This is a genomic window from Bifidobacterium tibiigranuli, from assembly GCF_009371885.1.
In the GTDB taxonomy this organism is placed as follows: domain Bacteria; phylum Actinomycetota; class Actinomycetes; order Actinomycetales; family Bifidobacteriaceae; genus Bifidobacterium; species Bifidobacterium tibiigranuli.
On record NZ_QLZA01000001.1, the window covers coordinates 68,357 to 89,812 of the forward strand.

At 60.7% G+C, this 21,456-nt stretch carries 43 protein-coding genes; 40 read left to right on the top strand and 3 right to left on the bottom strand.

The window, feature by feature from the left end; genetic code table 11:
- Positions 1–29: 29 nt before the first annotated feature.
- The 3 genes from DDF78_RS11895 to DDF78_RS00335 all read right to left on the bottom strand — a co-directional run bounded on the left by DDF78_RS11895 (position 30) and on the right by DDF78_RS00335 (position 1,808).
- Positions 30–872 (bottom strand): SHOCT domain-containing protein, encoded by an 843-nt coding sequence (locus tag DDF78_RS11895; protein WP_202613153.1) that lies wholly within the window; start codon positions 870–872, stop codon positions 30–32.
- A gap of 65 nt (positions 873–937) precedes the next feature.
- Complete coding sequence (locus DDF78_RS00330; protein ID WP_152579940.1) at positions 938–1,360, bottom strand: ImmA/IrrE family metallo-endopeptidase; 423 nt, start codon at positions 1,358–1,360, stop codon at positions 938–940.
- Positions 1,347–1,808 carry a helix-turn-helix domain-containing protein gene (locus DDF78_RS00335; protein ID WP_152579939.1) on the bottom strand — a complete coding sequence of 154 codons (462 nt, stop codon included), beginning with the start codon at positions 1,806–1,808 and terminating at the stop codon, positions 1,347–1,349. Before DDF78_RS00335 ends, DDF78_RS00330 begins: the two co-directional genes overlap by 14 nt.
- Positions 1,809–1,861: 53 nt before the next feature.
- Here DDF78_RS00335 and DDF78_RS00340 point away from each other — a divergent pair, with 53 nt between their 5' ends.
- The 40 genes from DDF78_RS00340 (at position 1,862) to DDF78_RS00500 (ending at position 21,431) form a co-directional block, all read left to right on the top strand.
- Complete coding sequence (locus tag DDF78_RS00340; RefSeq protein WP_152579938.1) at positions 1,862–2,107, top strand: XRE family transcriptional regulator; 246 nt, start codon at positions 1,862–1,864, stop codon at positions 2,105–2,107.
- Between the two features lie 444 nt (positions 2,108–2,551).
- Positions 2,552–2,767, top strand: a complete 216-nt coding sequence (locus DDF78_RS00345; protein ID WP_152579937.1) for a helix-turn-helix domain-containing protein — start codon at positions 2,552–2,554, stop codon at positions 2,765–2,767.
- Complete coding sequence (locus DDF78_RS11640) at positions 2,764–2,937, top strand: hypothetical protein (protein WP_154677499.1); 174 nt, start codon at positions 2,764–2,766, stop codon at positions 2,935–2,937. Before DDF78_RS00345 ends, DDF78_RS11640 begins: the two co-directional genes overlap by 4 nt.
- Entirely contained in the window at positions 2,934–3,173 is a 240-nt protein-coding gene (locus DDF78_RS00350; protein WP_152579936.1) for a hypothetical protein, read from the top strand. The genes DDF78_RS11640 and DDF78_RS00350 overlap by 4 nt, the downstream gene beginning before the upstream one ends.
- Positions 3,174–3,178: 5 nt before the next feature.
- Positions 3,179–3,694, top strand: coding sequence for a single-stranded DNA-binding protein (gene ssb, locus DDF78_RS00355; protein ID WP_152579935.1), 516 nt, complete (start codon positions 3,179–3,181; stop codon positions 3,692–3,694).
- Positions 3,678–3,833 carry a hypothetical protein gene (locus DDF78_RS11645; RefSeq protein ID WP_154677498.1) on the top strand — a complete coding sequence of 52 codons (156 nt, stop codon included), beginning with the start codon at positions 3,678–3,680 and terminating at the stop codon, positions 3,831–3,833. Before ssb ends, DDF78_RS11645 begins: the two co-directional genes overlap by 17 nt.
- Positions 3,830–4,024, top strand: a complete 195-nt coding sequence (locus tag DDF78_RS00360; protein ID WP_152579934.1) for a hypothetical protein — start codon at positions 3,830–3,832, stop codon at positions 4,022–4,024. The genes DDF78_RS11645 and DDF78_RS00360 overlap by 4 nt, the downstream gene beginning before the upstream one ends.
- Positions 4,025–4,030: 6 nt before the next feature.
- On the top strand, positions 4,031–5,020 hold the full coding sequence (locus DDF78_RS00365) for a helix-turn-helix domain-containing protein (protein WP_152579933.1): 990 nt from the start codon (positions 4,031–4,033) through the stop codon (positions 5,018–5,020).
- The gene (locus DDF78_RS00370; protein ID WP_152579932.1) at positions 5,017–5,403 is read left to right on the top strand and encodes a hypothetical protein; all 387 of its coding nucleotides are present in this window, start codon (positions 5,017–5,019) and stop codon (positions 5,401–5,403) included. Before DDF78_RS00365 ends, DDF78_RS00370 begins: the two co-directional genes overlap by 4 nt.
- Positions 5,400–5,639, top strand: coding sequence for a hypothetical protein (locus tag DDF78_RS00375; RefSeq protein WP_152579931.1), 240 nt, complete (start codon positions 5,400–5,402; stop codon positions 5,637–5,639). Before DDF78_RS00370 ends, DDF78_RS00375 begins: the two co-directional genes overlap by 4 nt.
- Positions 5,636–6,001: a hypothetical protein gene (locus tag DDF78_RS00380; protein WP_152579930.1), complete on the top strand. Its 366-nt coding sequence runs from the start codon at positions 5,636–5,638 to the stop codon at positions 5,999–6,001. Before DDF78_RS00375 ends, DDF78_RS00380 begins: the two co-directional genes overlap by 4 nt.
- On the top strand, positions 5,998–6,342 hold the full coding sequence (locus tag DDF78_RS00385) for a hypothetical protein (protein WP_152579929.1): 345 nt from the start codon (positions 5,998–6,000) through the stop codon (positions 6,340–6,342). The genes DDF78_RS00380 and DDF78_RS00385 overlap by 4 nt, the downstream gene beginning before the upstream one ends.
- Positions 6,343–6,344: 2 nt before the next feature.
- Positions 6,345–6,488: a hypothetical protein gene (locus DDF78_RS11650; RefSeq protein ID WP_154677497.1), complete on the top strand. Its 144-nt coding sequence runs from the start codon at positions 6,345–6,347 to the stop codon at positions 6,486–6,488.
- A 91-nt stretch (positions 6,489–6,579) separates the two neighbouring features.
- Positions 6,580–6,945 (top strand): hypothetical protein, encoded by a 366-nt coding sequence (locus tag DDF78_RS00390; protein WP_152579928.1) that lies wholly within the window; start codon positions 6,580–6,582, stop codon positions 6,943–6,945.
- A complete protein-coding gene (locus tag DDF78_RS00395) occupies positions 6,942–7,187 on the top strand; it encodes a hypothetical protein (protein WP_152579927.1) in 246 nt (81 codons plus the stop codon). Before DDF78_RS00390 ends, DDF78_RS00395 begins: the two co-directional genes overlap by 4 nt.
- Positions 7,184–7,345, top strand: coding sequence for a hypothetical protein (locus tag DDF78_RS11655; protein ID WP_154677496.1), 162 nt, complete (start codon positions 7,184–7,186; stop codon positions 7,343–7,345). The genes DDF78_RS00395 and DDF78_RS11655 overlap by 4 nt, the downstream gene beginning before the upstream one ends.
- A 113-nt stretch (positions 7,346–7,458) precedes the next feature.
- Complete coding sequence (locus tag DDF78_RS00400; protein ID WP_237564490.1) at positions 7,459–7,716, top strand: RepB family DNA primase; 258 nt, start codon at positions 7,459–7,461, stop codon at positions 7,714–7,716.
- Entirely contained in the window at positions 7,713–7,874 is a 162-nt protein-coding gene (locus DDF78_RS11660) for a hypothetical protein (protein ID WP_154677495.1), read from the top strand. Before DDF78_RS00400 ends, DDF78_RS11660 begins: the two co-directional genes overlap by 4 nt.
- Complete coding sequence (locus DDF78_RS00405) at positions 7,871–8,161, top strand: hypothetical protein (RefSeq protein ID WP_152579925.1); 291 nt, start codon at positions 7,871–7,873, stop codon at positions 8,159–8,161. The genes DDF78_RS11660 and DDF78_RS00405 overlap by 4 nt, the downstream gene beginning before the upstream one ends.
- A gap of 119 nt (positions 8,162–8,280) precedes the next feature.
- Complete coding sequence (locus DDF78_RS00410) at positions 8,281–8,889, top strand: 3'-5' exonuclease family protein (RefSeq protein WP_152579924.1); 609 nt, start codon at positions 8,281–8,283, stop codon at positions 8,887–8,889.
- Positions 8,886–9,098, top strand: a complete 213-nt coding sequence (locus tag DDF78_RS00415) for a hypothetical protein (protein ID WP_152579923.1) — start codon at positions 8,886–8,888, stop codon at positions 9,096–9,098. Before DDF78_RS00410 ends, DDF78_RS00415 begins: the two co-directional genes overlap by 4 nt.
- On the top strand, positions 9,095–9,493 hold the full coding sequence (locus DDF78_RS00420) for a hypothetical protein (RefSeq protein ID WP_152579922.1): 399 nt from the start codon (positions 9,095–9,097) through the stop codon (positions 9,491–9,493). Before DDF78_RS00415 ends, DDF78_RS00420 begins: the two co-directional genes overlap by 4 nt.
- Positions 9,490–9,750 carry a hypothetical protein gene (locus tag DDF78_RS00425; protein ID WP_152579921.1) on the top strand — a complete coding sequence of 87 codons (261 nt, stop codon included), beginning with the start codon at positions 9,490–9,492 and terminating at the stop codon, positions 9,748–9,750. Before DDF78_RS00420 ends, DDF78_RS00425 begins: the two co-directional genes overlap by 4 nt.
- On the top strand, positions 9,747–10,022 hold the full coding sequence (locus DDF78_RS00430; protein WP_152579920.1) for a hypothetical protein: 276 nt from the start codon (positions 9,747–9,749) through the stop codon (positions 10,020–10,022). Before DDF78_RS00425 ends, DDF78_RS00430 begins: the two co-directional genes overlap by 4 nt.
- Positions 10,019–10,141 (top strand): hypothetical protein, encoded by a 123-nt coding sequence (locus DDF78_RS12180; RefSeq protein ID WP_272869809.1) that lies wholly within the window; start codon positions 10,019–10,021, stop codon positions 10,139–10,141. Before DDF78_RS00430 ends, DDF78_RS12180 begins: the two co-directional genes overlap by 4 nt.
- Before the next feature lie 76 nt (positions 10,142–10,217).
- On the top strand, positions 10,218–10,973 hold the full coding sequence (locus DDF78_RS00435; RefSeq protein WP_152579919.1) for a hypothetical protein: 756 nt from the start codon (positions 10,218–10,220) through the stop codon (positions 10,971–10,973).
- Positions 10,974–11,281: 308 nt separating this feature from the next.
- Positions 11,282–11,635, top strand: coding sequence for a hypothetical protein (locus DDF78_RS00440; protein WP_152579918.1), 354 nt, complete (start codon positions 11,282–11,284; stop codon positions 11,633–11,635).
- Between the two features lie 852 nt (positions 11,636–12,487).
- On the top strand, positions 12,488–12,712 hold the full coding sequence (locus DDF78_RS00445) for a hypothetical protein (protein ID WP_152579917.1): 225 nt from the start codon (positions 12,488–12,490) through the stop codon (positions 12,710–12,712).
- Positions 12,712–13,125, top strand: coding sequence for an HNH endonuclease (locus tag DDF78_RS00450; RefSeq protein ID WP_152579916.1), 414 nt, complete (start codon positions 12,712–12,714; stop codon positions 13,123–13,125). The genes DDF78_RS00445 and DDF78_RS00450 overlap by 1 nt, the downstream gene beginning before the upstream one ends.
- 232 nt (positions 13,126–13,357) lie before the next feature.
- Positions 13,358–13,834, top strand: a complete 477-nt coding sequence (locus DDF78_RS00455; RefSeq protein WP_162000638.1) for a phage terminase small subunit P27 family — start codon at positions 13,358–13,360, stop codon at positions 13,832–13,834.
- Complete coding sequence (locus DDF78_RS00460; protein WP_202613154.1) at positions 13,800–15,566, top strand: terminase large subunit; 1,767 nt, start codon at positions 13,800–13,802, stop codon at positions 15,564–15,566. Before DDF78_RS00455 ends, DDF78_RS00460 begins: the two co-directional genes overlap by 35 nt.
- 24 nt (positions 15,567–15,590) lie before the next feature.
- A complete protein-coding gene (locus DDF78_RS11800) occupies positions 15,591–15,776 on the top strand; it encodes a hypothetical protein (protein ID WP_162000637.1) in 186 nt (61 codons plus the stop codon).
- Complete coding sequence (locus tag DDF78_RS00465) at positions 15,776–17,068, top strand: phage portal protein (RefSeq protein WP_162000636.1); 1,293 nt, start codon at positions 15,776–15,778, stop codon at positions 17,066–17,068. The genes DDF78_RS11800 and DDF78_RS00465 overlap by 1 nt, the downstream gene beginning before the upstream one ends.
- 9 nt (positions 17,069–17,077) lie before the next feature.
- Positions 17,078–17,824 carry an HK97 family phage prohead protease gene (locus DDF78_RS00470; protein ID WP_152579912.1) on the top strand — a complete coding sequence of 249 codons (747 nt, stop codon included), beginning with the start codon at positions 17,078–17,080 and terminating at the stop codon, positions 17,822–17,824.
- Positions 17,821–19,110, top strand: a complete 1,290-nt coding sequence (locus tag DDF78_RS00475) for a phage major capsid protein (RefSeq protein WP_152579911.1) — start codon at positions 17,821–17,823, stop codon at positions 19,108–19,110. Before DDF78_RS00470 ends, DDF78_RS00475 begins: the two co-directional genes overlap by 4 nt.
- Before the next feature lie 8 nt (positions 19,111–19,118).
- Positions 19,119–19,691 carry a head-tail connector protein gene (locus DDF78_RS00480; protein ID WP_152579910.1) on the top strand — a complete coding sequence of 191 codons (573 nt, stop codon included), beginning with the start codon at positions 19,119–19,121 and terminating at the stop codon, positions 19,689–19,691.
- Positions 19,655–20,038, top strand: coding sequence for a hypothetical protein (locus DDF78_RS00485; RefSeq protein ID WP_152579909.1), 384 nt, complete (start codon positions 19,655–19,657; stop codon positions 20,036–20,038). The genes DDF78_RS00480 and DDF78_RS00485 overlap by 37 nt, the downstream gene beginning before the upstream one ends.
- The gene (locus DDF78_RS00490) at positions 20,035–20,361 is read left to right on the top strand and encodes a hypothetical protein (protein WP_152579908.1); all 327 of its coding nucleotides are present in this window, start codon (positions 20,035–20,037) and stop codon (positions 20,359–20,361) included. The genes DDF78_RS00485 and DDF78_RS00490 overlap by 4 nt, the downstream gene beginning before the upstream one ends.
- Complete coding sequence (locus DDF78_RS00495; protein ID WP_152579907.1) at positions 20,361–20,756, top strand: hypothetical protein; 396 nt, start codon at positions 20,361–20,363, stop codon at positions 20,754–20,756. Before DDF78_RS00490 ends, DDF78_RS00495 begins: the two co-directional genes overlap by 1 nt.
- Positions 20,757–20,789: 33 nt before the next feature.
- Positions 20,790–21,431, top strand: a complete 642-nt coding sequence (locus tag DDF78_RS00500; protein ID WP_152579906.1) for a hypothetical protein — start codon at positions 20,790–20,792, stop codon at positions 21,429–21,431.
- The last annotated feature ends 25 nt before the right edge of the window (positions 21,432–21,456 follow it).

Genomic DNA, 21,456 nt, shown 5'->3' on the forward strand with positions numbered 1-21,456 from the left:
GCCTCGTCACATCCAACTCGGAGGCGATCCTAGATGCCTAGAGCCTTTGCTTTCGCCGCAGAGAACTCCTCATCGGTGAGTATTCCCTTGTCATGGAGGGAAGCCAACTGCTCGAGTTCGGACGGGCTCTCCCTACCCGTGCCATTCGGAGCTGAAGTGGTCATATGCTTGGCGGCGTTGTTCACGTTGTTGACAAAAACCATAGCCTTGCCAACCTTCTTGGGGGCAACCTCAACCATCCATGAGAAGTCAGGTCCTTCGACGACTAGGTATTTCTCTCCGCCGATCCTCTTCTTCATACCGAAGGCGAGAACCCCAGTTGCCAGCAGGCGAGTCAAGGTGGTTCTTGATTGTGAGTCCGAACCGTCCTCGAGGCTCGCCTTCACGCCGGACAATGGTTTCCTGTCGTCGTTGTAGATGATCGCACTATCGTCCAACTTCATGATTCCATTGGTTCCGATGAATATGTTCGGACTATGAAGGTCCCGGAGCGTTGGCGTTTTCTTGGGATGTATGGCGTATCGTTCTGGCAGTGGCGATGGAGAAGCGCTGATATCTTTCAATAGCTCTTCGTAGATATCGTGTGCGCCTTTCGACTGATGTCGCATGAAGACCATGGAATAGGGGTCCTCGCCGCCATCCGTCGTTTTGGTTATCTTCTTGCTTGTGCTTCCGTCCGGTAGCATCACCTGCACGGTAAGACAGGGATTCCAAACCATGTTGCCCGGTATCCAGCCTACGGACACGATGGATGCCACCGGGACCGATGCCTCGTCTACGCCGTTTGTAATTCCGCCCAGCCAATTGTGGTGGAAGACAAGTAGCCCGTTGTCGAAATCTATGGATCCGCCGGTTCCTTTTTGATGCAACATCGTTCAGACTTCTTTCTTGATTACTGCCTCTGGGGAAATCATAGTTCCATCGTGGCAGTGCGTCATCAATCACTTCTCGAGTAGACGAGTCTCCAGTAGTCTTCGAGCACCCCGACCGTTACGTTCAGCTCGTTGGCGATCAATGCCGGTTCGCCGTCGTACTCGCTGCCCAGCATGTCGAGGTATTTACCGGGCACGAGCGTCCGTGCGGTCAGCCTCCTCGTGCGAGTTTCGGCTTTCGTTGATGCGAGGCCGACACAGGATGAATCGAAATAGCTCCAGTGGACAAGCTCGTGCACAAGTGTGCACCGTTTCTGGGTATACCGTAGCGATCTATCAATGACGATAGTCTTCGTCTGCTCGTCATATACTCCATTAACACCTGCGGGCAGTCGATCGCTGCATACGGTTACGTCGAGCGTATCTGCATACCGCCGTAGATCACCGTAAGTCATTCTGCGGTCGATTCGGAGGTCACGCTCCGGCATCAGGGTCGGCCTCCCTTTCCGATTCTTTGTTTTCGTCGTGGTAGGCCGCGAGATTCATATCACCCTGGCGGACCTTCTCCATAACGATGCGCTTCTTATCCTCGTCGCTAAGCGCTTCAAGGTTAATTTCGATAGGCGGCCACGGGCCGACTTCATTTATGACATCCTGTTCGGCACGCGCCACGATCGTCTGTATATTCATTCCGACGTGGCCGCATATCTGATACGCGACATCCATCGGTATCTGTCGTTCTCCACTTAACCACTGGGAGAGATTCTTCGGCTGGCGTTTGATCTCCCTAGCCACTTGACGTTGACTGTATCCCTTAGCCGCTATGGCCCCTCTGATCTCCTCGCTTACTCGTTTGGAGAAAAGGACAGCACGGTCTTTCAATAATTGATTCACATGGACATCATACCACTTCTTATGAACTCTAATGTAGTCCATACAGACAGACACGCCGTTTGACGTAGGTCCACAAGAACGGTATTGTAGTTCATATGAACTACACAACTCAGCAAGTCAGGACGGACGCCGCTAAACGCCTTGACGATGCTATCAAAGAAAGCGGTATGAGAATTGACGCCATAGTGAACAAGAGTGGAATGCCTGCTTCCACGCTCAATTCAAAACGGAGAGGCTTCAGCCCCATCAACTTCGATGATGTCGCTCTGCTGGCCCCGATAATCGGGTGTTCCATTGTCAAGCTCCTTCCTCCACAATTCGCTCAGGCGGTGGCGGCATGAAAGGAATTCAGGAAACCACAGCTGCGCGAATGCAGGGGTCGTATAGGAATCCCTGCATTCGGAAGGCTGATTATGTGAGCGATCGGATCATGGCACGATTTAACGCCGGACTTGCCTCAGCTGTGAAGCGATCTCATCGTTCTGTCTATCAATCTCGACGATCGCCCACGCAAGCTGCTTGAGCCTCTCTGCCATTGCCTGCTGTGATGGATCGGTTGTCGATGCCGATGCCTGACCGAAATAGTTGACGGCCCCGCCGGCCCACCCTGATGCATTACCTATAATTCTTCTCCTAACTGTGTCGGTCCACACACTGCCATGTGTGGATGGAATCCACTTTAGGAGGGGCCGCGCCGCTCTCCTAACCGACGCGGCAATTACGTCAATAAACGAAAAATGCCCCCGATGTAACCGGGGGCGGATGTCAGGAGAAAGGGCATTCAGATGACTAGCACCATTCTAGCGCCGCAGCAGGAATTGTGGTCGCCCAAGCGCACGGCCGATTATTTGGGGCTGAGCACGGGCACGCTGGCGAACTGGCGTTACCAGGGCAAATACCTGCGCTACGTGAAGGTCGGCGCTGCGATCCGCTACGAGCCGAATGTGGTCATGCGCTTCAAGCGCGAGGGGATCCGGCATGGGACGGGAGAGGAATCATGAAGCGCGGCGAATTGCTGTGGCTGCTGATTCCGGCGGTCCTCCTGCTGGCGGGCGCATGGTCGGGAATCTGGTGGGTGTACGGCCTGCTGCATGGCGTGTTCTCGTGGCTGCCTTTCGGTCTCGGGATGCTGTGTCTGACGGGGCTGCTGATTATCGGGGACGACTGGTGAGCGCCGAAGCGCCATTATGGCGGCTGGGCTGCCCCTCGTGGCCATTGACCGATGAGGGCAAGGGCATGGACGTGGCGGAGCTTTTCGGCGAACTGACGCGGACGATCAGTGAACTGAACAGCCGTGACGACTACCCGTATGTGATCATGCAGCCGCGATTGCAGGACGTGAGCATGGCGGATGGTCGGCTGACTGCGGTCACGCCGATGGCCGACAAGAAAGATTTAAGGAGATAAGACAGATGGATGCCAATAGCTACACGATCGTGGGGACACTGACGGCGGACCCGGAGCTGCACGACACGAGCGGCGGTTCGGTGTGCTCGTTCACGGTCGCTCGCAACGATCGCAAGTACGACAAGCAGTCCGGGCAGTGGGTGGATGGGGATGCGCTGTTCATGCGCTGCTCGTGCTGGCGCGATCTGGCCGAGCACGTGTCCCAGTCACTGGGCAAGGGGCAAAGGGTCATCGCTACCGGGAGTTTGAAGCAGCGCTCCTATCAGGCGCAGGACGGGCCGAACCGGACGGTGGTGGAAATGCTGGTGGAGGCGATAGGCCCGGACCTGCGGTTCACGACCGCGCAGGTGTTCCGCATACCCAAGGGCACCGGGCGAGGAGGTTTTAACGGACGCAATGCGAGCAGGGAGGCAGGAAATGTGGATGATTCAGGAGCGGCCCCGATACCGGCGGTCGGCAGCGACCCGTTCAGCCAGTCGGCGGCCAGCGATGAGTTCGGGGGCAATGATGGGCAGTGGTGACATCGCGAGCATCGCGTTCGCGCTGACCAGGGCGCAGCTCATCAAGGACAACGGGAGCCGTGGCATCAGCTTCCGCTCCGGCCGGAGCTACCACGACGCCGAGAAGAAGGCGCTCGCGGGCGAGGGGCTGGAATCGTGAGAACGCTGTCCCACGTCCTAGCCGATACGCTGCTCTCGATCTATCGGCGCGAGCAGTATCCGGCCGAGAGCAACAATACCAATTCATTCCAGGGCTTGCAGGAATTAGGTCTCATCCAGCCCGACTACACGGGCGTATGGCAGTTGACCGAGACCGGCCGGCAGACCGCCAGCAGACTACTCAAGAGGTGAGTGAGAATGAGTGCGATATTGTATGGCAAGGCGAAGCGCACGGTGGTGGGCGACAGGAGCGCGAAGCTGATCCTGCTGATCCTGTGCGATTACGCGGATGACAACAATCGCGCGTGGCCGGGCATCGACCGGCTGCGAGCAGAGGGCGAGGCGTCAGCCAGCACGGTTCAGCGCGCCCTGCGCCACCTGGAGGCGATAGGGCTTATCGAGCGGGACATGGAGTACGGGACGCGCTTCCGCGCCGATCAGGCCCCGTGGGTGTACCGGATAACGCTCGATGGGGCGCAGAAGGTGACCTACAGCAGCCGCAAGGCCGAACAGAAAGCCCGAAGGGATGCCAAGCGGGGTAGCGCAGGTGACACCCCGTCAGATGCCAAGCGGGGTAGCGCAGGTGACACCCCGATACGGCATGACGGGGTGTCACCCATGACGCAGCGGGGTGTCATGGGTGACTACAGCGGGGTAGCACCCATGACGCAGCGGGGTGTCATGGGTGCTACCCAATCTCTTAAAGAACCATCATTAGAACCATCAGAGAGAGTCACGCGCGCAAGGAATCCAATCCAAGAGTTCAAGCCCGACGACCAGCATCGTGCGCTCGCCGCCGTGCTGCGTCTGGACGTGGACGACGAGCTGGCCAAGTTCGTCGACTCGTGCCTGGCCAACGGGAAAACGCCACGCGATATCCCGGCGGCATTCCGCAACTGGCTGCGCCGAGGCCACGAGCTGGGCATCACCCGGGCGCAGACCCACGTGGACAGCCCCGAACGGCACGTCACTGCCCCGCATCGGCATTCGCCGGCCTGCGAGCATGTTGAGGCGATCATCCAGCCGTACAAGGGCCTGCTTTCCACCCGCAATGCGGACGGCTTCGGCACCAGCCCCATGCTCAGGGCCAGGCAGGCGTTGGCCGAGAGCCTGAACCATGGGCTGAGCGGGCCGCAGGCGCTCAAGGCGTTGCATCTTCCGGTGGATGATTTGGAGGCGATCGCATGACCCGCATGACCCGCATGACCCATCGGGGAGCTGCGCAGGGCGAGCGGCGCATGGACGAGACTCCCGCGGCCCGGCATATCAGCCGCAGCCACTACCCCGAGGACCTGCTGCAGCTTGCAATGGCCGATTCGGACGTGATCGAGGCGATGCGCGACAACCGGTACGACATCCAGCAGGATGCTCCAGACAGCGATCCGGCGTCACGGTACGGCGGCCGACTGGGATTCGGATATTTCGAGATCCCCACGCCCGAGGATCTCAAGGCGGAGCGTTCGAGGGCCGCGCACTATCGCGAATACCGGCGTCTGTATCGTGCCACGCATCAGGAGCGGTGCCATGAATGGGATCGGCGCGCCCATCAGCGCAGGAAGGCGGAATCATGACGAACGTATCCGAATCAGTGGATTGGGAGCATATGACGCCTTCGAGGCTTGACGGGCACCGATTCGTGGGACAGCTCAAGAGCGGGGCGATGCTGGACAGCCACCTGTGCCAGCGCAAGAACAATCTCCTGTGCGACGAGGACGACATCGTGACGGTCATGTACCGGCGCAGCGATGGGCGCATGAGGCTCAACAGGGGCTTTATGTCAATCAACGTATTGGAGGAGACGAGATGATCACAGCGACCGAGATGGCGGCGCGCGTCTATCCGTATTGTGCTCTGCCGGCCGATATGCAGAGCGCTGATTTCCAGCAGCGCCACTATGAGGCGAACGCGGACAACCTGCGCCGCAGCATGCTGCGCCTGGCGTTCGAGCGGGGAGCCGCATGGCAGGCCGGACAGCCGCCCACAATCGAACCCACAGGCGACGAGATAGGCGCCGCGGCCAAGCTCCTGTACGCCACGAAAGCATGGAGCCGATTGAAAGAGAAGCAAAAGCCATGGGAAAGCACGACGCAGAAGATCCGTGACCGGTATCTGATGAATGCCCGATCCGTGCTGCAGACCGCCCGCAAGGCGGGAATGGAGGAATCATGATAGCAATCGATGAGGCGAGGAAGCTGTATTCCCACCCGGATGCGCGAGCTGTCGCCCATAGCCGCACGTTCGATCTCGACGAGCTGCGCGCATACCAGCGGGCGGCGTACTTCATCGGCCGCACCGCAGCGCCCACGGAAGCCGAGATCGAGGCCGCCGCCATCGAGATGTACCGGCAGGAACTGTGCACGATCCGCGATTGCGAGGCGACCACAGACGAAGCGATCGAAGCGCTGTACGAGATGATCGGCGACAACGCCATCGCCGATGACACGCGCCGGATGGTGCACGAGCGCGCCGCCCTGGTGCTCGAATCCGGAAGAAAGAAAGTGATGGAATAACCATGCAGATCATCAGCATATCCCGGCTCGACGCGATCGACTTCGCCCGCAATCTGCTGAACGCGGCCTTCGACGGGGACAACGACATCGTGGACAGAAAGCACGAGTTCATCTACCACATCACCAGTGAAACGGAGCAATCATGACCGTCAACAAGAACATTTGGGACGTCGACCGCGAGCAATACCACCAACTCAAGGAACAAGCCACAACACCGACACTGGAAGGAATGGAATCATGAGCGCAGTGGAGGATGAATCGGCACGACGCTACCCGGCCAAGTACTGGCCTCGCCATGAGCCTGACGGTGATCACCCCGGCAAGCTCGCGTATCTGGACGGCATCACGACCGACGATCTGCAAGCAGCATTCGAATCAGGTGCGCAATGGCAGGCCACGCAGCCGTTCACGGCAGTGCAAGTCGAAGAAGCGGCCAAGCAGATTTATCTGGCTGTGAGTGCTGCTGTGGATGAGTATGACCATTGGATGGGCACGTTCAAGGCTCTTGCAGTCTGGGATGATCTTGCCGAAGAAGGCAGGAAATTCTACCGAAAGTCCGCTCGGGATGCGCTCGAAGCGGTACGCAAGACGGTGCTGGAATGAGCGACTACGTGCCGGGCATTGCTGATTTCACGACATGTCGATTGCCGAAAATCGGACGACTGGATGGCGGAAAGCTGGCCCGCTGCCCGTATTGCGGGCTGTGGTGGCGCGTGAAGTTCCACGGCTCGCGTGATTGGGATGACTGCTATTCCAGCTGGGAGCATGTCGGCTGGCTCAGACTGCACACGCAATACCGCAACGAATACAAACACTGGAAATCACTAGGAAGGAAGAAATCATGACAGTAATGGAGCTACTGGAACTGCTGAATAATGCGAAGAGAGATGGATACGGGGATTACCCCGTCCATATCACGTTAGGGGCGTTAAGCGCACCGGCGCATACCATCCGCATAACCGTTGGCGACAAGGTAGAAATCATCAGGGAACCCGCCGAATGAGCCGGCCCACACGAAAAACCTGCAACCTCGTGGATGAGCGGGACGGCTGCTGCTGCGTGCGATGTGGCAAAAGTCTCTATAGCACGCTCACCTTCAGCCGCCACCATCGCCGCATGCGCTCGCATTCGTTCCCCGGCCTGCATAATCCCGGCAATGTCATCGACGTGTGCGGATCCGGGGACACGGGATGCCACGGGTATATCCACGCCCACCCGGCCGAATCCTATGAGAAGGGATGGCTGGTGAGAGGCAACACCAATCTGCTTCCTGTCGACGTGCCCATCCTGACTGCCCGCCATGGCTGGGTGCTCCTGGACGACGACGGCCACTGGACGCCAATAGAAGAACCAACTGAATCGGAGGAATCATGAAAGTGCACGAGCTGGCAGAAAAGCTGGAGGAGCTGGAGGTACGGGGCTTCGGGGATTATCCCGTCATATTCAGCACTGAGTACGGGGACGAGCAGATACACAACACCAGCCTCGTGCAGAACCGCTATATCGAGCTCTCATCGGAGGAACTGCAATGAAAACCACCATCACCGTCACTGGGGGCGAGGGAGAGAACGCGAACACGATCATCGTCGTGCACCCCATGCCCGACACGCGCAGCAGGCAGGAGCAGTCCACGCCGCGAGAGGGCACGTACGGCCCCGTCGAGACGAAGAGCGAGACGGACGACGAGATGCTGCAACGACTGCAGTCCAAAGCATGGGAAGAAGGCGCGGGCGCGGTATTGGCCCAGCTCGGATATTCCAAGAGCGCCTATCGATTCATACCACAGGCGAACAACCTGTACCGGGAGCAGAAGCAATGACCGCCACCATGACCAGAACCGACAGCGTGCTGCCCGCATCAGTGCGCGGCGCATTCGCCGAGTCATCGCGATACCTGGAAAATCTCATAGACCGATATAAGAAGGAATTAGGAGACATTATGACTGATACCAAGACCGCCAAGGATTACCTGCTGTGGATGGATGTGGAGACCACTGGGCTGGACCTCGAAGCGAACTCGATTTTGGAGATCGAGCTGCGCCTGACCGATATGTCAGGTAAGCTGCAGAACCGTTTCCATGACATCGTCACGCCTCCTGAAAGCGTCAGATTCGACCGCAGCGCGCTCGAGATGCACGCGTTCAACGACCTCATACTGGCAGCGTGCGGCAAGGGAATGACGATGTGGCATTCGGCGGCGCGACTGCGCGACTGGCTCCGCGACACCATGGACAAGCAGGACGCCATAAAAGATACTTGGCATCCGGCAGGAAGCTCGGTGCATTTCGACATCGCGTGGCTCAAACGCAATGGCGTCGACATCGACTACTACACGCCGATCAGCCACCAGCGTCTCGACCTGACCAGCATTCGGCTCCTGCTCAACGCGATAGACCCCAGCCTATGGCACGACATCACCGAAGACATACCCCAGACCGACCACAGGACCAGCAGCTGCCTCGACCGCGATATCGCAACCTACAAGCAACTGCTCGACCTCGCATACAACCACCCGCTAGGACCCGTCAGAAACAAGGACGCGCAATGAGCCAGGAAACCAAACAGGCACAGGCCGAGGCGCTCGCCGCCAGCGCATGCGCCCTCTGCGGACGGATACAAGACAAGCTCGACCGGATAGCCGCATTGAAAATCGACCAATGGATGATCGAAGGGTTTACGAAGATCAGTATCGCCGATGCCAGTGGATTATCCACAACCCTGCTCGCGCTGCACAAAATCACCAAGGAGATGTCATGAAGACCACCACTATCATCACCGCGAAGATCAAGCCGTATATCTACGACATGATAGTGCACGGACAGAAGCAGTTCGAGGTCAGGAACGAATCATTCTGCGATGCCGCTTTCATCCGCTACGTGGAGCCGGAGAGCGGTCGTGAATTCCCGGATCCCGTTTGCCCATGCACGAGGCGCTCATCGATCTACCGCCTCGGCCCCGAATATGATTTCGATCGCAGCTCGGACGGATTCGTGCAAGCCCTGTCAGGTCTCAGCGAAGCCGCGTTTGCTGAGATGTTCCCCAATCCGGGGCACTTCTTCGCTGCTTACACTGGATCGATAAATACACTCTATGCGGCGCCGATCGGCGCACGGATCAGCACCCTGCCCCAGATATTCGAGGAAGAGCAATGAGGCAGAAAATAATCAAATGCATCAAGGACTCTATGGACGACATTCACGCTGACACTTTTTACGCTATGGAGGCTATCCTCGTCGGCATCCTCTTACCGCTGTCATTGCTCGCTGGCTGCGATGCCGCGCCCAGCGACCAAGGCGGCCAGTTGAGAGCTTACAACGTGGACGTCGGACATAACCGGCGCGTGCTGTGCATCGCCGACGATATATCGAATAGCGCTGCAGTCTCCTGCGATTGGGGGCATGCCGAATGAGCGCACTGCACATCGATATGTCGGACCCGCGCCAGAGCCTGTCGCTCAAGATCGGCGCGGGAATCGCGGCGGCGATCAGCTCGTTTCCCGATGGCGCGAAAGCCGATGCCGAGGAAGTGCTCATGGCCGCCGCTGCGACTGGCTGGGCGCTGGGCCGCTGCTCCGATATGACGATTAAGGAGAAAGCGCACATCGAGGAGATGTGGAACACCGTGAAGCCCTACTACGATGCCGCGCTCTGCAGCGCGCAGGAAGGAATCGTGGAGCGATGAGCCAGGCGAGAATCGACATGATCCGGCACTGGCACGATCTCGGCTATACGGCCGAATACATCGCCACTCTGCTGGGCGAGCCATTGTGGAGCATCCAAGCCATCATCAACAGCCAGTAGCAAAAGAAACGCCCCATCCGGAGACGGGGCATTGGTCGTGAGAAGCCATTAGTCATTCTACCGGATGGAGCGGAACTTGAACACGTGCAATAATTGCGGAAACGAATCAGACCAGCCATTGTGCCAGCCATGCGCCACGAGGCTCGCCAATGACCTGAATACGCTGCGCTCAAATCTTCCAGCATTGCGCGAGGAGGCGTCCAGGCGCAGCACGGTCGTGCGCCGCGAGCACGGCGGAGGCTCCAGAAGCGTCGCCCCCATCCCATTGAACATGGGAGCATTCCAGCTTGTGCATGATATCGATGAGTTCGCCGGCATGCTCGGCCGGGCGTTGAATCTGAATTACAACCGGCACATGCCAAGCGAGTCGCTGCTCAAAGCGGCATCGCAGCGGATCCCCGCATTGGCGTCGCGAAAGGATATCGCGCACCTCATGCACGTGGCCCGACGGTACGCGCACCAGTCGGTCATGACGCTCACGCCTCCCGAGGACCGGCGCATGGTCGGCCTGTGCCCGACATGCGAGCGGGAGCTGTGGTGCACCGACACCGAGATCGCCGGCCAGTGGATCGTGTGCAGATGCGGCGAGACGCTCAAGGTGACGGACGTACAGGAGCAGCACCTGCTCACCTGCGCGCTGGCCGAGAACGAGAACACCCAGGGCACCGCATCCGCCGTTTCCAAGCTCCTGCTCGCCAACGGTATCAAGGTGCGACGGCAGACAATAGCACAGTGGAAGAACCGGGGAATACTCGTGCCATGCGGCTGGGATTCCGGCAAACCGGTCTATCGGGTGTGGGCCGTATGGAAGTGTATAGTGCGGAATTCCTGAACAGTCCGGACGGTCTTGGCGAGATGGCTGAGCACCTTCGCCTGTTGTTAACATAGTCCTTATGGATCAGCTATGGGCGACTGTCATAATTGCCGCGATTACCGGGCTTACAGGCATACTTGCCCCTATTGCCCCCAAACTCGCAGAACGAAGGATGGCAAGAAAGGAGGAGAGTAAAAAAACTTCTTGCCAGTCTTGCTAAAGATTTGGATAATCAGAGTAGACAGATATGGGAAACTAGCTTAAGTCTCTTCATCGCCTATAAGCATGACACCGAATATAGGAATGAACGTGAAAATGAAGGCCCGATGGGAGAAGAAGAATGGTTCGCCGTGGGGGCTCAGAGGGCATCTGAGATTGACGATGACATAGAATCTGCGGAGAAGACAATGAAGGAGCTGATCGCATTGTCCGATGCACGTCTTTTTACGATTAATACAACATTCCCAGATCTTTCACAACCAGCTAAGCAACTGCTGAAAACGTCTCAGCCCTGCCAGATTCAGTATGAGTTCCCCCAGCTGGATGATGAGAGAGCGTTCGTATCAACATACGCCGGTTCATTCGATACTACGGGTTTCACAGGTGATCTCAAAACCCGAAGAGATGCGGCCAGAAAAAGCTTTGAAACCGCAGTCGCGAAAAAACTACAATCGTTGTGAGGTAATGATTGGAGCATACTGTAATCGTTTTTTGCATATTGCCCCTGTAATCGCCATACTTCATATAGTTGGTCTTTTCCATAGATGGGATACCAGCACTGACAGCAAGAGCCCGGCAGACTTCGCCGGGCTCGAACGAAGCCGTGTCAGCCCAGCTGAATGCAGATCTTGCACTTTGGCCAGTTGTTGGTTCCGTAGCGCTTGTCGGATTCCTTTATCTGTTTGCCGTTCGGGCAGTTGTCGTGATCGTGGTAGACATACGGCGGCCGTGGGACGGTCGAATAGTAAGCGGATACCTTCATTGAATATCACCCCCAATCCACATCGATTGAACAGTTACAGCAGTCATGATAGTCCGAAAGCTGGTGGCGTGATGCTAAAGGAAAAATTCTATGAATCAGATGTCGAACACCCCCGCACGGAGTCAGACGAACCGGATCTCGTCGTCCAATGGGGCGAGGAGCCGCCGCGCATATCCGGTACGCTCACACTCAACAGCCGGTCCGGTGTGAACCGGATCATCTGCAGCCTTCGCCGCGCCCGCAATAGGACCTTCGGCAAAGACGAATGAGTAGACACGCTCCGGTGCGCTGGAGCGTTTCGGGTGTTGGTCCGAGCCTATGATTCGGACCGTCAATACTTGCCCGGCTTCTTGGCCGTGTGTACCGGCGTACTTCCCGGGCAACATAAGCCGGACGGCTACCTTTCAACGTCCGGCCCATGCTTCACAAATCAGGAGCGACCGGGTCGTCTTCTGCCGATAAACACTTGCCCGCCCCCACCACAATCCACAAGCCCCCAATCCAGGCGGATGGGAGCGGGCAACCCACGTAACCCGAGAGGGGGATGGCAATGCCGCAGGAATATAATCCCACACTCGTACCCGACGAGCAGGAACCGGCCACCCTGGCGGACGCCGTGCACCAGCTCACCCGCATAGCGGACAACCTCACCCCGGACGGGACCATGGAGGTCACCCGGGAGCGTGTTGCCGCGGCCTGGGAGCAGACGGGCATGCGCATCTACCAAGACCGGTTCATGGATGCGCTCGGCCACCTTGGCGTCACGATCGTCTAATGCCCACGCGACCGAGCGGACGCTGCACGTTCCCCGGGTGCACAAGCAAGGCGACGTATCGCGGACGCTGCGACGAACATCAGGAACTGTGGCAGCGCCAATCCAAGCACACGGCCGTCATCAACCGCGCGCTTTGGGAACGCGTCAGACGGCAGGCGCTGCGACGCGACCACAACACGTGCGTCATCTGTGGCGAACCCGGCAACGAAGTCGACCACATTCGCGAAGTCGCCGACGGCGGCGCGCTTTACGACCTCGCCAACACGCAGACGCTGTGCCATCAATGCCACTTGAAGAAGACCTACGCGATGGCCCGCAAACGCAGACTCGACCGCGAGCGCAGGAACGCCTCTGAGGAGTCTTCCGGCGTGGATGTGATGGATGTGTGGCGGCGTCTGGGGTTCGGTTCCTAGCGGCCATTCTCGATCGTCTCGTGGCACCCCTGGGGTAGGGGGCGTTCGCGAATTGGGATGGCGACCCTCCGTCCGCGCGCGCCGAGGGCTCCTTTTTTGCGTCTCAGGTTTTTAGAAAAAATGGAGTTTTTCGGCCCTCCCGCCCTGGATGGTCGTTTCCACGTCGTTTTCGCCTGTTTTCCGCGTATTTTACGTCGTTTTCGGTCGTTGTAGCTGTTCTGGGGAGGTTTTCATGGGTGCTCGTGGTCCCCAGAAGGCTCCGTTGCGGCTGCGCGTTATCAATGGGCGTGCGGATGGTCGTGATTCGGGCGGCCGGCGGTTGGAGAAGCCGCTTGAGGTGGCCCGTGAGGCTCCGAAGATGCCCTCCTGGCTGCCGCATTACGCGAAATTGGAGTGGAAGCGGGTCGTTCCGCCGCTTGCGGCGAAGGGCCTGCTCAAGGAGGGCGATCTGGGGTCGCTCGCGGCCTACTGTCTGGCGGTCTGGCAGATGAAGGAGGCCATGTCGGAGCTTACGGAGAACGGTTCGCTGACCACGCCGGGCAAGGAGTCGCTGAAGGCGCATCCGGCGGTGGCCGCGTTGCGCAACGCGCAGTCGACGATCCGCTCGTTCGCCCATGAGTTCGGCCTGACCCCGGCTTCGGAGGCGAATGTGGCCGGGAAGGACGATGAGGAGGATGACGGCAACCCGTTCGCAGCGCAGTTTGGATGATGTGGAGCTGCCGTCCGCCTCAGAGCTCGAGCGGCTGAAGCTGAGTCCCGAGGTGGCGGCGTATATGCTGTCGCGGGGCCTGGAGCTGCCGGAGGAGTGGCAGGCGCCGAAGATCAAGGTGCCGGAGCCGCGTGACGTCGAGGGAGCCGTGTTCTCGCCGGACCGCGTCGACCGGGTGCTGGCCGCCTTCCACATGCTCAGGCATACGCAGGGCAAGTGGGCGGGCAAGCCGTTGGATCCGGCCGCATGGCAGGTCGCGTGGATCCTCGCGCCGGCGTTCGGCTGGCTGCATCCCGACGAGGACGGGAACTACGTGCGCATCGTCAACGACCTGTACGTGGATGTGCCCCGCAAGAACGGCAAATCCACCCTGTCCGGCGGCATCGCGGTGTACATGCTGGGCGCGGACGGGGAGCGTGGAGCGCAGGTGGTATGCGCGGCCTCCACCGAGCACCAGGCGGGCTTCGTCTTCCAGCCGGTCAAGCAATTGGTCGAGAAGACGCCGGCGCTCGAGGGCGTCATGAAGGCTCACCAGAAGCGCATCGTGCACCCCGCGTCCGGCTCCTACATGGAGGTCATCAGCTCGGCGGCCGACGCGGCGCACGGCATGAACCTGCACTGCTTCATCTGCGACGAGCTGCACGTGTACAAGTCCGGCGACCTGGTGCACACGCTGCAGACGGGCCGCGGATCACGCACGCAGCCGCTCGGCGTGTACATCACCACCCCGGACGCCGGCAAGACGCACACGATCTACGACGAGACCCGCCGCTACGTGGAGCAGCTCGCCGAGGGAACCATCCACGACGAATCCTGGTACGGGGTCGTGTGGGGCGCGTCCGAGACGGACGACCCATTCGCGGTCGAGACACAGATGAAGGCGAACCCCGGCTATGGAGTCTCACCGGCAGCAGAATACCTCGCCAAACAGGCGTTGCACGCGAAGAACAGCCCATCCAACCTCGCCAGCTACCTCAGACTGCACCTCGGCATCCGCACCAAACAGGAGACCCGCTTCATCACCCTCACGTCATGGGACCGCAACAAGGGCCCGATCGCCGCACAGGACATGACCGAACGGTTCAAGGGACTGCCATGCTTCGGCGGCTGGGACCTCGCGGCCGTATCCGATCTCACGGCGTGGAGCCTCGTGTTCCCCCATGACGACGGCACGTACGACTGCATGCTCCGCTTCTGGACGCCCGAAGGCAACCTGCCGAACCTCGACAAACGCACCAGCGGATCCGCCTCCACATGGGTGTCCGACGGATACCTCACGCTCACGCCCGGCGACGTCACCGACTACGGGTACGTGGAACGCCGCATCCTCGACGACCTGCGCGACTACGACGTGCAGACCATCGGATACGACCCCTGGAACGCCACCCAGGTCGTCAACGACCTCGAGGAGCAGGGCGTCGCGGAATCACGTCTCACCGTCGTCCGCCAGGGCTCCAAAACCCTCTCCCCGGTGCTCAAGGAACTGCAACGACTCCTCCTGACCGGCACCACGGAGCACCCCACGTTCCGCCACGGCGGCAACCCCGTCCTGCGCTGGAACGTCGACAACCTCGCCGTCAAATCCGACGCCAACGGCAACGTACAACCCTCCAAAGCCGACGCCAGGGACAAGATCGACGGCGTCGCCGCCACCCTCAACGCCCTATCCGAAGCCATGACGCGGCCAGTAAGGCCCAGCGCATACGAGGCGCACGGACTCATGACCATCTAACACATACCGACGATTGGAGTGCCCATGTGGTTCCTTCCCGGACGCAGGATCACCGTATCCCTCACCGACGGGAGCGCGCTTTCCGGAGTGACGCGTCTGACATGGCCCGGCCGCGTAAAGCTGGGACAGGTGTCGGTCTCACAGGGCGACGTGCCCGGAACCGTGTTCGTCTACTCGCGCGCCGTGCTCACGATCCAGGTGGTGGGCTGATGGTCGCGTTCTCCGATTCGCATGGACTGATTCTCAAGGGCGCCGGTTCGCCGGAAACCGTCACAGGGCAGGTGCAGGGCACTGCGACGACGCTATACACCGACGTCGAGGACAGCTATGTCGGCACCCTTTCGGCGCAGGAGGTATGGCGCACGCAGCCATCCGTGCGCAAGGTAGTCGGATTCATCGCCCGATCGGTCGCCGCACTGCCATGGAAGGTATATGTGCGCGCCGACGACAACGACCGTCCACGCATCTCCGACAGCCCCGCGGAGCAGCTGCTCCGACAGCCGCAGCCATGGGTCAACGGGTACGAGCTGGTACGCAATCTCGTCATAGACAAGCTCCTGTACGACCGGTTCTGCGCCATCTGGGTGCCCGGCGGCTTCGGTCTGCACCGCATCCCGCCCCGACTCGTGGTCACGCGTTCCGACATGGGCATCGACGAGCCTACCGAGATCCAGATCAACCTCGACGGACGCCTCCTCGACCTGTCTCAGAACCCCGAGGTCGCCGTCGCCATGGGCATCGGGTGGAGCGAGTTCGACGCCATGGGCATCAGCCCGCTCGTCACATTGAGCCAGATACTCCAGGAGCAGCGCCGTTCCGTCGCCTGGAGGTCAGCCCAGTGGGAGCGCACGCCGAAGTTCTCGGGCGTACTCACTCGGCCCATCGACGCCAAATGGTCGAACGATTCTCGCGCCAGATTCAAGGAGGACTGGAAGGAGTTCTCCGCCGGCAAGGCTGGCGCCACCCCGATCCTCGAGGACGGGATGACGTACGCGAAGATCGGCGACACCATCAGCCCCAAGGACGCGCTCGACATCGAGGGCAGACGGCTGTCCGACGTCGAGGTGTGCAGCTTCTTCCACATCGCACCCGAACTGGTCGGGGCCCGTGCCGGCAGCTATGCAAGCGTGGCCGCGTTTCGCGAGATGCTCTACGGCCCCGGCGTCGGTCCGATCATCACCGAACTCGAATCGGCCTTCAACGCCCACATCGTGCCGGCCATGGACCCACGTCCCGGCGTGTACGCATCACTGGACCGCGAGGAGGCCATCAACGGCTCGTTCATCGAGCAGGCGGACTTCCTCCAGACATCCACCGGCGGCCCCTGGATGACGCGAAACGAGGCCCGAGGACGCATGGACATGCCGTCGATGCCGGGCGGAGACGAACTCATCACGCCGCTCAACGTCACCGCCGGAGGCCAGGCGTCACCCACCGACTCCGGATCCCAGAACATCAAACCCGGCGCTCCGGCACACGCGCCGCGCCCTTCGGAGAATTGAGGAAAACACATGGACATGAAGCATCTGACCTTCAAGACCGACTTCAAGACCGCCGACGCCAATGACGACAAAGGCGAGTTCGACGCGCTCGTATCGGTCTTCGGCGTGACGGATTCGCAGAGCGAGGTAGTTGACAAGGGCGCGTTCGACGGCGCGCTCAACCGGCTGCAGGCCAAAGGCGGCGCCATGCCGATCCTCTGGTCGCACCAGTGGAACGACATGAAGAGCGTGCTCGGGTCCGCTCAGGCCGAACAGACCGATACGGGACTGCTCGTGCACGCGACCCTCGACATGACGAACCCGGAATCCGTACGAGCCCTGCACCTCATGAAATCCGGTCTCGTCAACGAGTTCTCGATCGGCGGGATGGTGCCCCGAGGCACCGCTGTGACGAAATCGGAGGGTGGACGGATCGTCCGGCACCTCAAGGAATTCGACCTCGTCGAGGTGTCCCTCGTGCTGAAGGGAGCAAACCCAGCCACCCGGCTCATCGACGTGAAAAGCGCCGCCGATGACGAGGACGCCTCCCACAGCCTGGCCGAGAACCTGAAATCCATCCACCAACAGCTTGGCGACGCCATCGAGGAAGCGGAAGCGCACCCCGCGGGCGGAACCGAAACCCCGCCGCCATCCGACGACGGGAACACAGACGAGGCGACCCGCAAGACGGCCGCCGCAACCATTTCCAGGCGGCGCGCCACTGCGCTCCTGGCGTTACAGGCCGAGCTTGCCCGGCCAGAGGGGAGTCGGGCATGAACCCGGACGAAAAACTCAAGTCGCTCCTGACCGAGGCCACCACCTTGCAGGCCAAGATCAAGGACAACAAGGCCGACGACGCCGACTACACGCGCGTCGACGAGCTCACCGGCGAAATCAAGGACGTGCGCGGCAAGATCGACTCCGCCAATCGCTTCGCCGCCGAATTCAAGGCGGCCGGCGCGCTCCAGGCCGGCAAGGACACCAAAGGGAACCAGGACCCTGCGCCCGACGTCACCCAGGCGGCGACGCTCGGCGAATTCGTCGTCAAGAGCCTTGGTGAGGACGGATTCAAGCGCCTCAAGGGTGGCTCCACAGTCACCGCCCCGGTATTCAAGGCCGCATCCGACGCGCACACCACCCCGCAGGAGCTGGTGTCCGGATTCCTCACCACCTACGACCCGAACATCGTCCACGGATACCGCCGACCGCTCGTCACCAGCCTGCTCGGAACCGGAGCGGTGAGCGGAACCTCGATCACCTACTTCGTGGAATCCGCCACGGTCGAAGGAGGATTCGCCAACGTCAAGGAAGGAGCCCAGAAGCCTCAACTGCACATCGCGGACCCCACACCCGTGACCGACAACGTCCACAAGATCGCCGCATGGTTCGCCGTCTCCGACGAAATGACCACCGACCTGCCCTTCTGGCAGTCCGAAATCGACCAGCGCGGACTCTACCTGCTCGGCCTGTACGAGGAGGACCAGCTACTCAACGGCGACGGCACCGGCGACAACATCCTCGGCCTGCTCAAACGGCCGGGAATCCAGACCGAAGCAGTCGACACCACCAGCGGATCCAAGGATACGCCAGCCGACGCGATCTTCCGCGCAGGAACCGACATCCGCACCGCCCGCGGCCTCGAACCAGACGGACTCATCCTCAACCCGGCCGACTATCAGGCCATCCGCCTCGCCAAGGACGCCAACGGCCAGTACTTCGCCGGCGGACCATGGTCAGGCGCCTACGGCATGGGATCCGTCACCGCACCCCAATCAGCCGCCACCTACCCGTCCACCATCCCCAACTCGCCCAGCCTGTGGGGCATCCCCACCATCGTCAGCCCCGCCGTCGCCAAAGGCACCGCAGTGGTTGGAGCGTTCCGCGTGGCCGCCACCGTATACCGCAAGAACGGCCTGCAGACCAAACTTGACCCCTACACCCTCATGACGGCCAACCAGATCCGCACCGTCATCGAGGAACGTCTCGCCCTCGCCGTACGACTCCCCGCCGCCATCGTGACGGTCGACCTCGGCACCGCCGGAACCACAACCCCCGGCAAGTGAGATGACCAATGACGGGAGATGACCAGACCGAGCAGAAATACGAGGGGATGACGCCTCTGGCCCTTCCCGCCCTACTCGCCCAGAAACTCGACGTCACCGAGGACGACGCGCCGATGCTGCTCGCACTAGACCTCGCCAGCGCCAGATTCCGAGGCCAGACCAACAACCCGATCTCCCTGACCACCGAAACGGTCACGCTCGACGCCCACGGCACACGCACCCTGCTCCTGCCCTTCACACCCCTCGTGGACGTGCAGGCGCTCGCCGTCGGCGGAGTGACGTACGGGCCGGGAGGCTTCGAGTGGAGCGCGGCGGGAATCCTGCGCTTTCCTGATCCCATCGCCGACCGCTGGCGCACTGTCGAACTGACGTGCACGCACGGATACGCGGAGATCCCGCAGGACGTGCAGGAGGCGGTCCTCGACCAGGCGACGGCCATGTACCCGGTGCTTTCGGGCAACGCGTACACGTCGTACACCACCGGCACCGAGTCGCGCTCTTTCAACACGCAGCTGCAGGTCGGCTACTCGGCACAGTGGAGCGCGTGCGTGCAGAAATACCGGGTGACGGGCTCATGGTGACGGACATCCTGCACCGCGAGACGGTCACGTTCACGGTCCCCGGCAGGCCCGTCATGGGCCCCGACGGGGAACCCGTTCCCACTGCGAACACCGTCAGCCTCACCGGATGCAACATCCAGCCGGTTGTGGCGATGGGCGACGACACGTACCTCGGCCAGGTCACGCAAGAGCGCTGGCGGCTCAACTCGCCGAACGGCGTGCATCTGACGGACCTCGGGGTGACTCCCGACAGCATCGTCTCGTGGCGCGGACAGACCCTGTCCATCAGTGGCGTGATCGGCGAGTGGTACCCCGGCGACCGCATGCTCGCGCATTCCGAGATCTATCTGGTCAAAGGCGGTGGATGATGCCCATTCCGTACGTTCCCGACGGTTCCATCATTGAGCAGGCCGCCCAGTCGGACGAGGTGCGCCGCGTATTGTACGAGGAGGCCCAGCGTCTTCTTCCCATAGCCCAGCGCATCGCCTACCAAGAGAACGCCACCCAATTCGGCGACAGCCTGCACATCGAGACCGGCACCCGCCCCGGTATCAAGGCCAAGCAGGGCCTGAAACGTCCCTACGCAAGGGTCATCGCCGACAGCGAGGACGCCGAAGCGCAGGAGTACGGCACCTCGCAGAAACAGAAGACCATGATACTCGGCCGGGCCGTCGCCCAACTGGGGGACTGATGCTCACCTACACTCACCCATTCCCCATCCACGTGCAGCTGGTGCGCCACTGGCTCATGGACCAGCTGCACATGGACGTGTGGACACGCACGCCCAATGACATGACGGCGATTCTGCCGGTCGTCAAGGTCGGCGGCTCCCCATCCGGCTGGGCCGACGGCTACACGCGCTCGGCCAGCATCGACATCGACCTGTTCACAGCTAGTCAGGGCGACATGGACCGGCTCTCGCAGCAGGCCGACATGGCGATGCTGCGCCTCGCCGGCAACGGCAACTCATACGGGTACGTGGACGACGTGACCGGGGGATCATTCGCCGCCGTCGACTACGGCGACCCCGACCTGCTGCGCTATGTCGCCACCTACTCGCTCACCATGCGGCCAACAGCCAACTAGACAACAAACAAACAATCCAATCAAGGAGACACCATGACAGACCCAGCACCCACCTTCGCCCCGGTAAGCAGCCAGCTCGCCGACAATTCCAGCTACGTGCGCAAGCACGGCACATCACTGCTCGCAGTCGCCGACTATTCGACTCCAATGCCCACAAGCTTCTTCGACGCCACTACCGGCAATCCAATCGTACTGCCCACTGGATTCATGAACCTCGGATACGTGAGCACCAAGGGATTCACGCTCAAGAAGGACATGAAGTCCGACGACACGACCATGCTGCAGGACCTCGACCCGGTGCGAAGCGACCTGTCCAGCAGCACGCGCACGCTCGCCGCCGAATTCGGCGAGTCGAGCGCATGGGTCAAAAGCCTCACGGCCGGCATCCCCGTATCCGCATGGCCCGCACAGAATAGCGCCAAGTGGAGCATCGACGAGCAGGGCACGAAGGAATACCCCTACCTGCGGCTCCTGCTCCTGTCCCAGGACGGCGTAAGCGACCAGGCAGTCTATCGCGTCGAAGCCGCATACCGGGCCAAGATCACCGACGTCGCTGACCGCACCATGAACCGCAGCGACCCAGAGGTCGAAGCCGTCACGTTCACCTGCTACAAGGACCCACTGCTCTTAGGCAAGTCCTACCACGAGGAATCCGCGCCGGCAGTCCACGCCTGAGCCGCACAGCAAGCAATCATCTAAG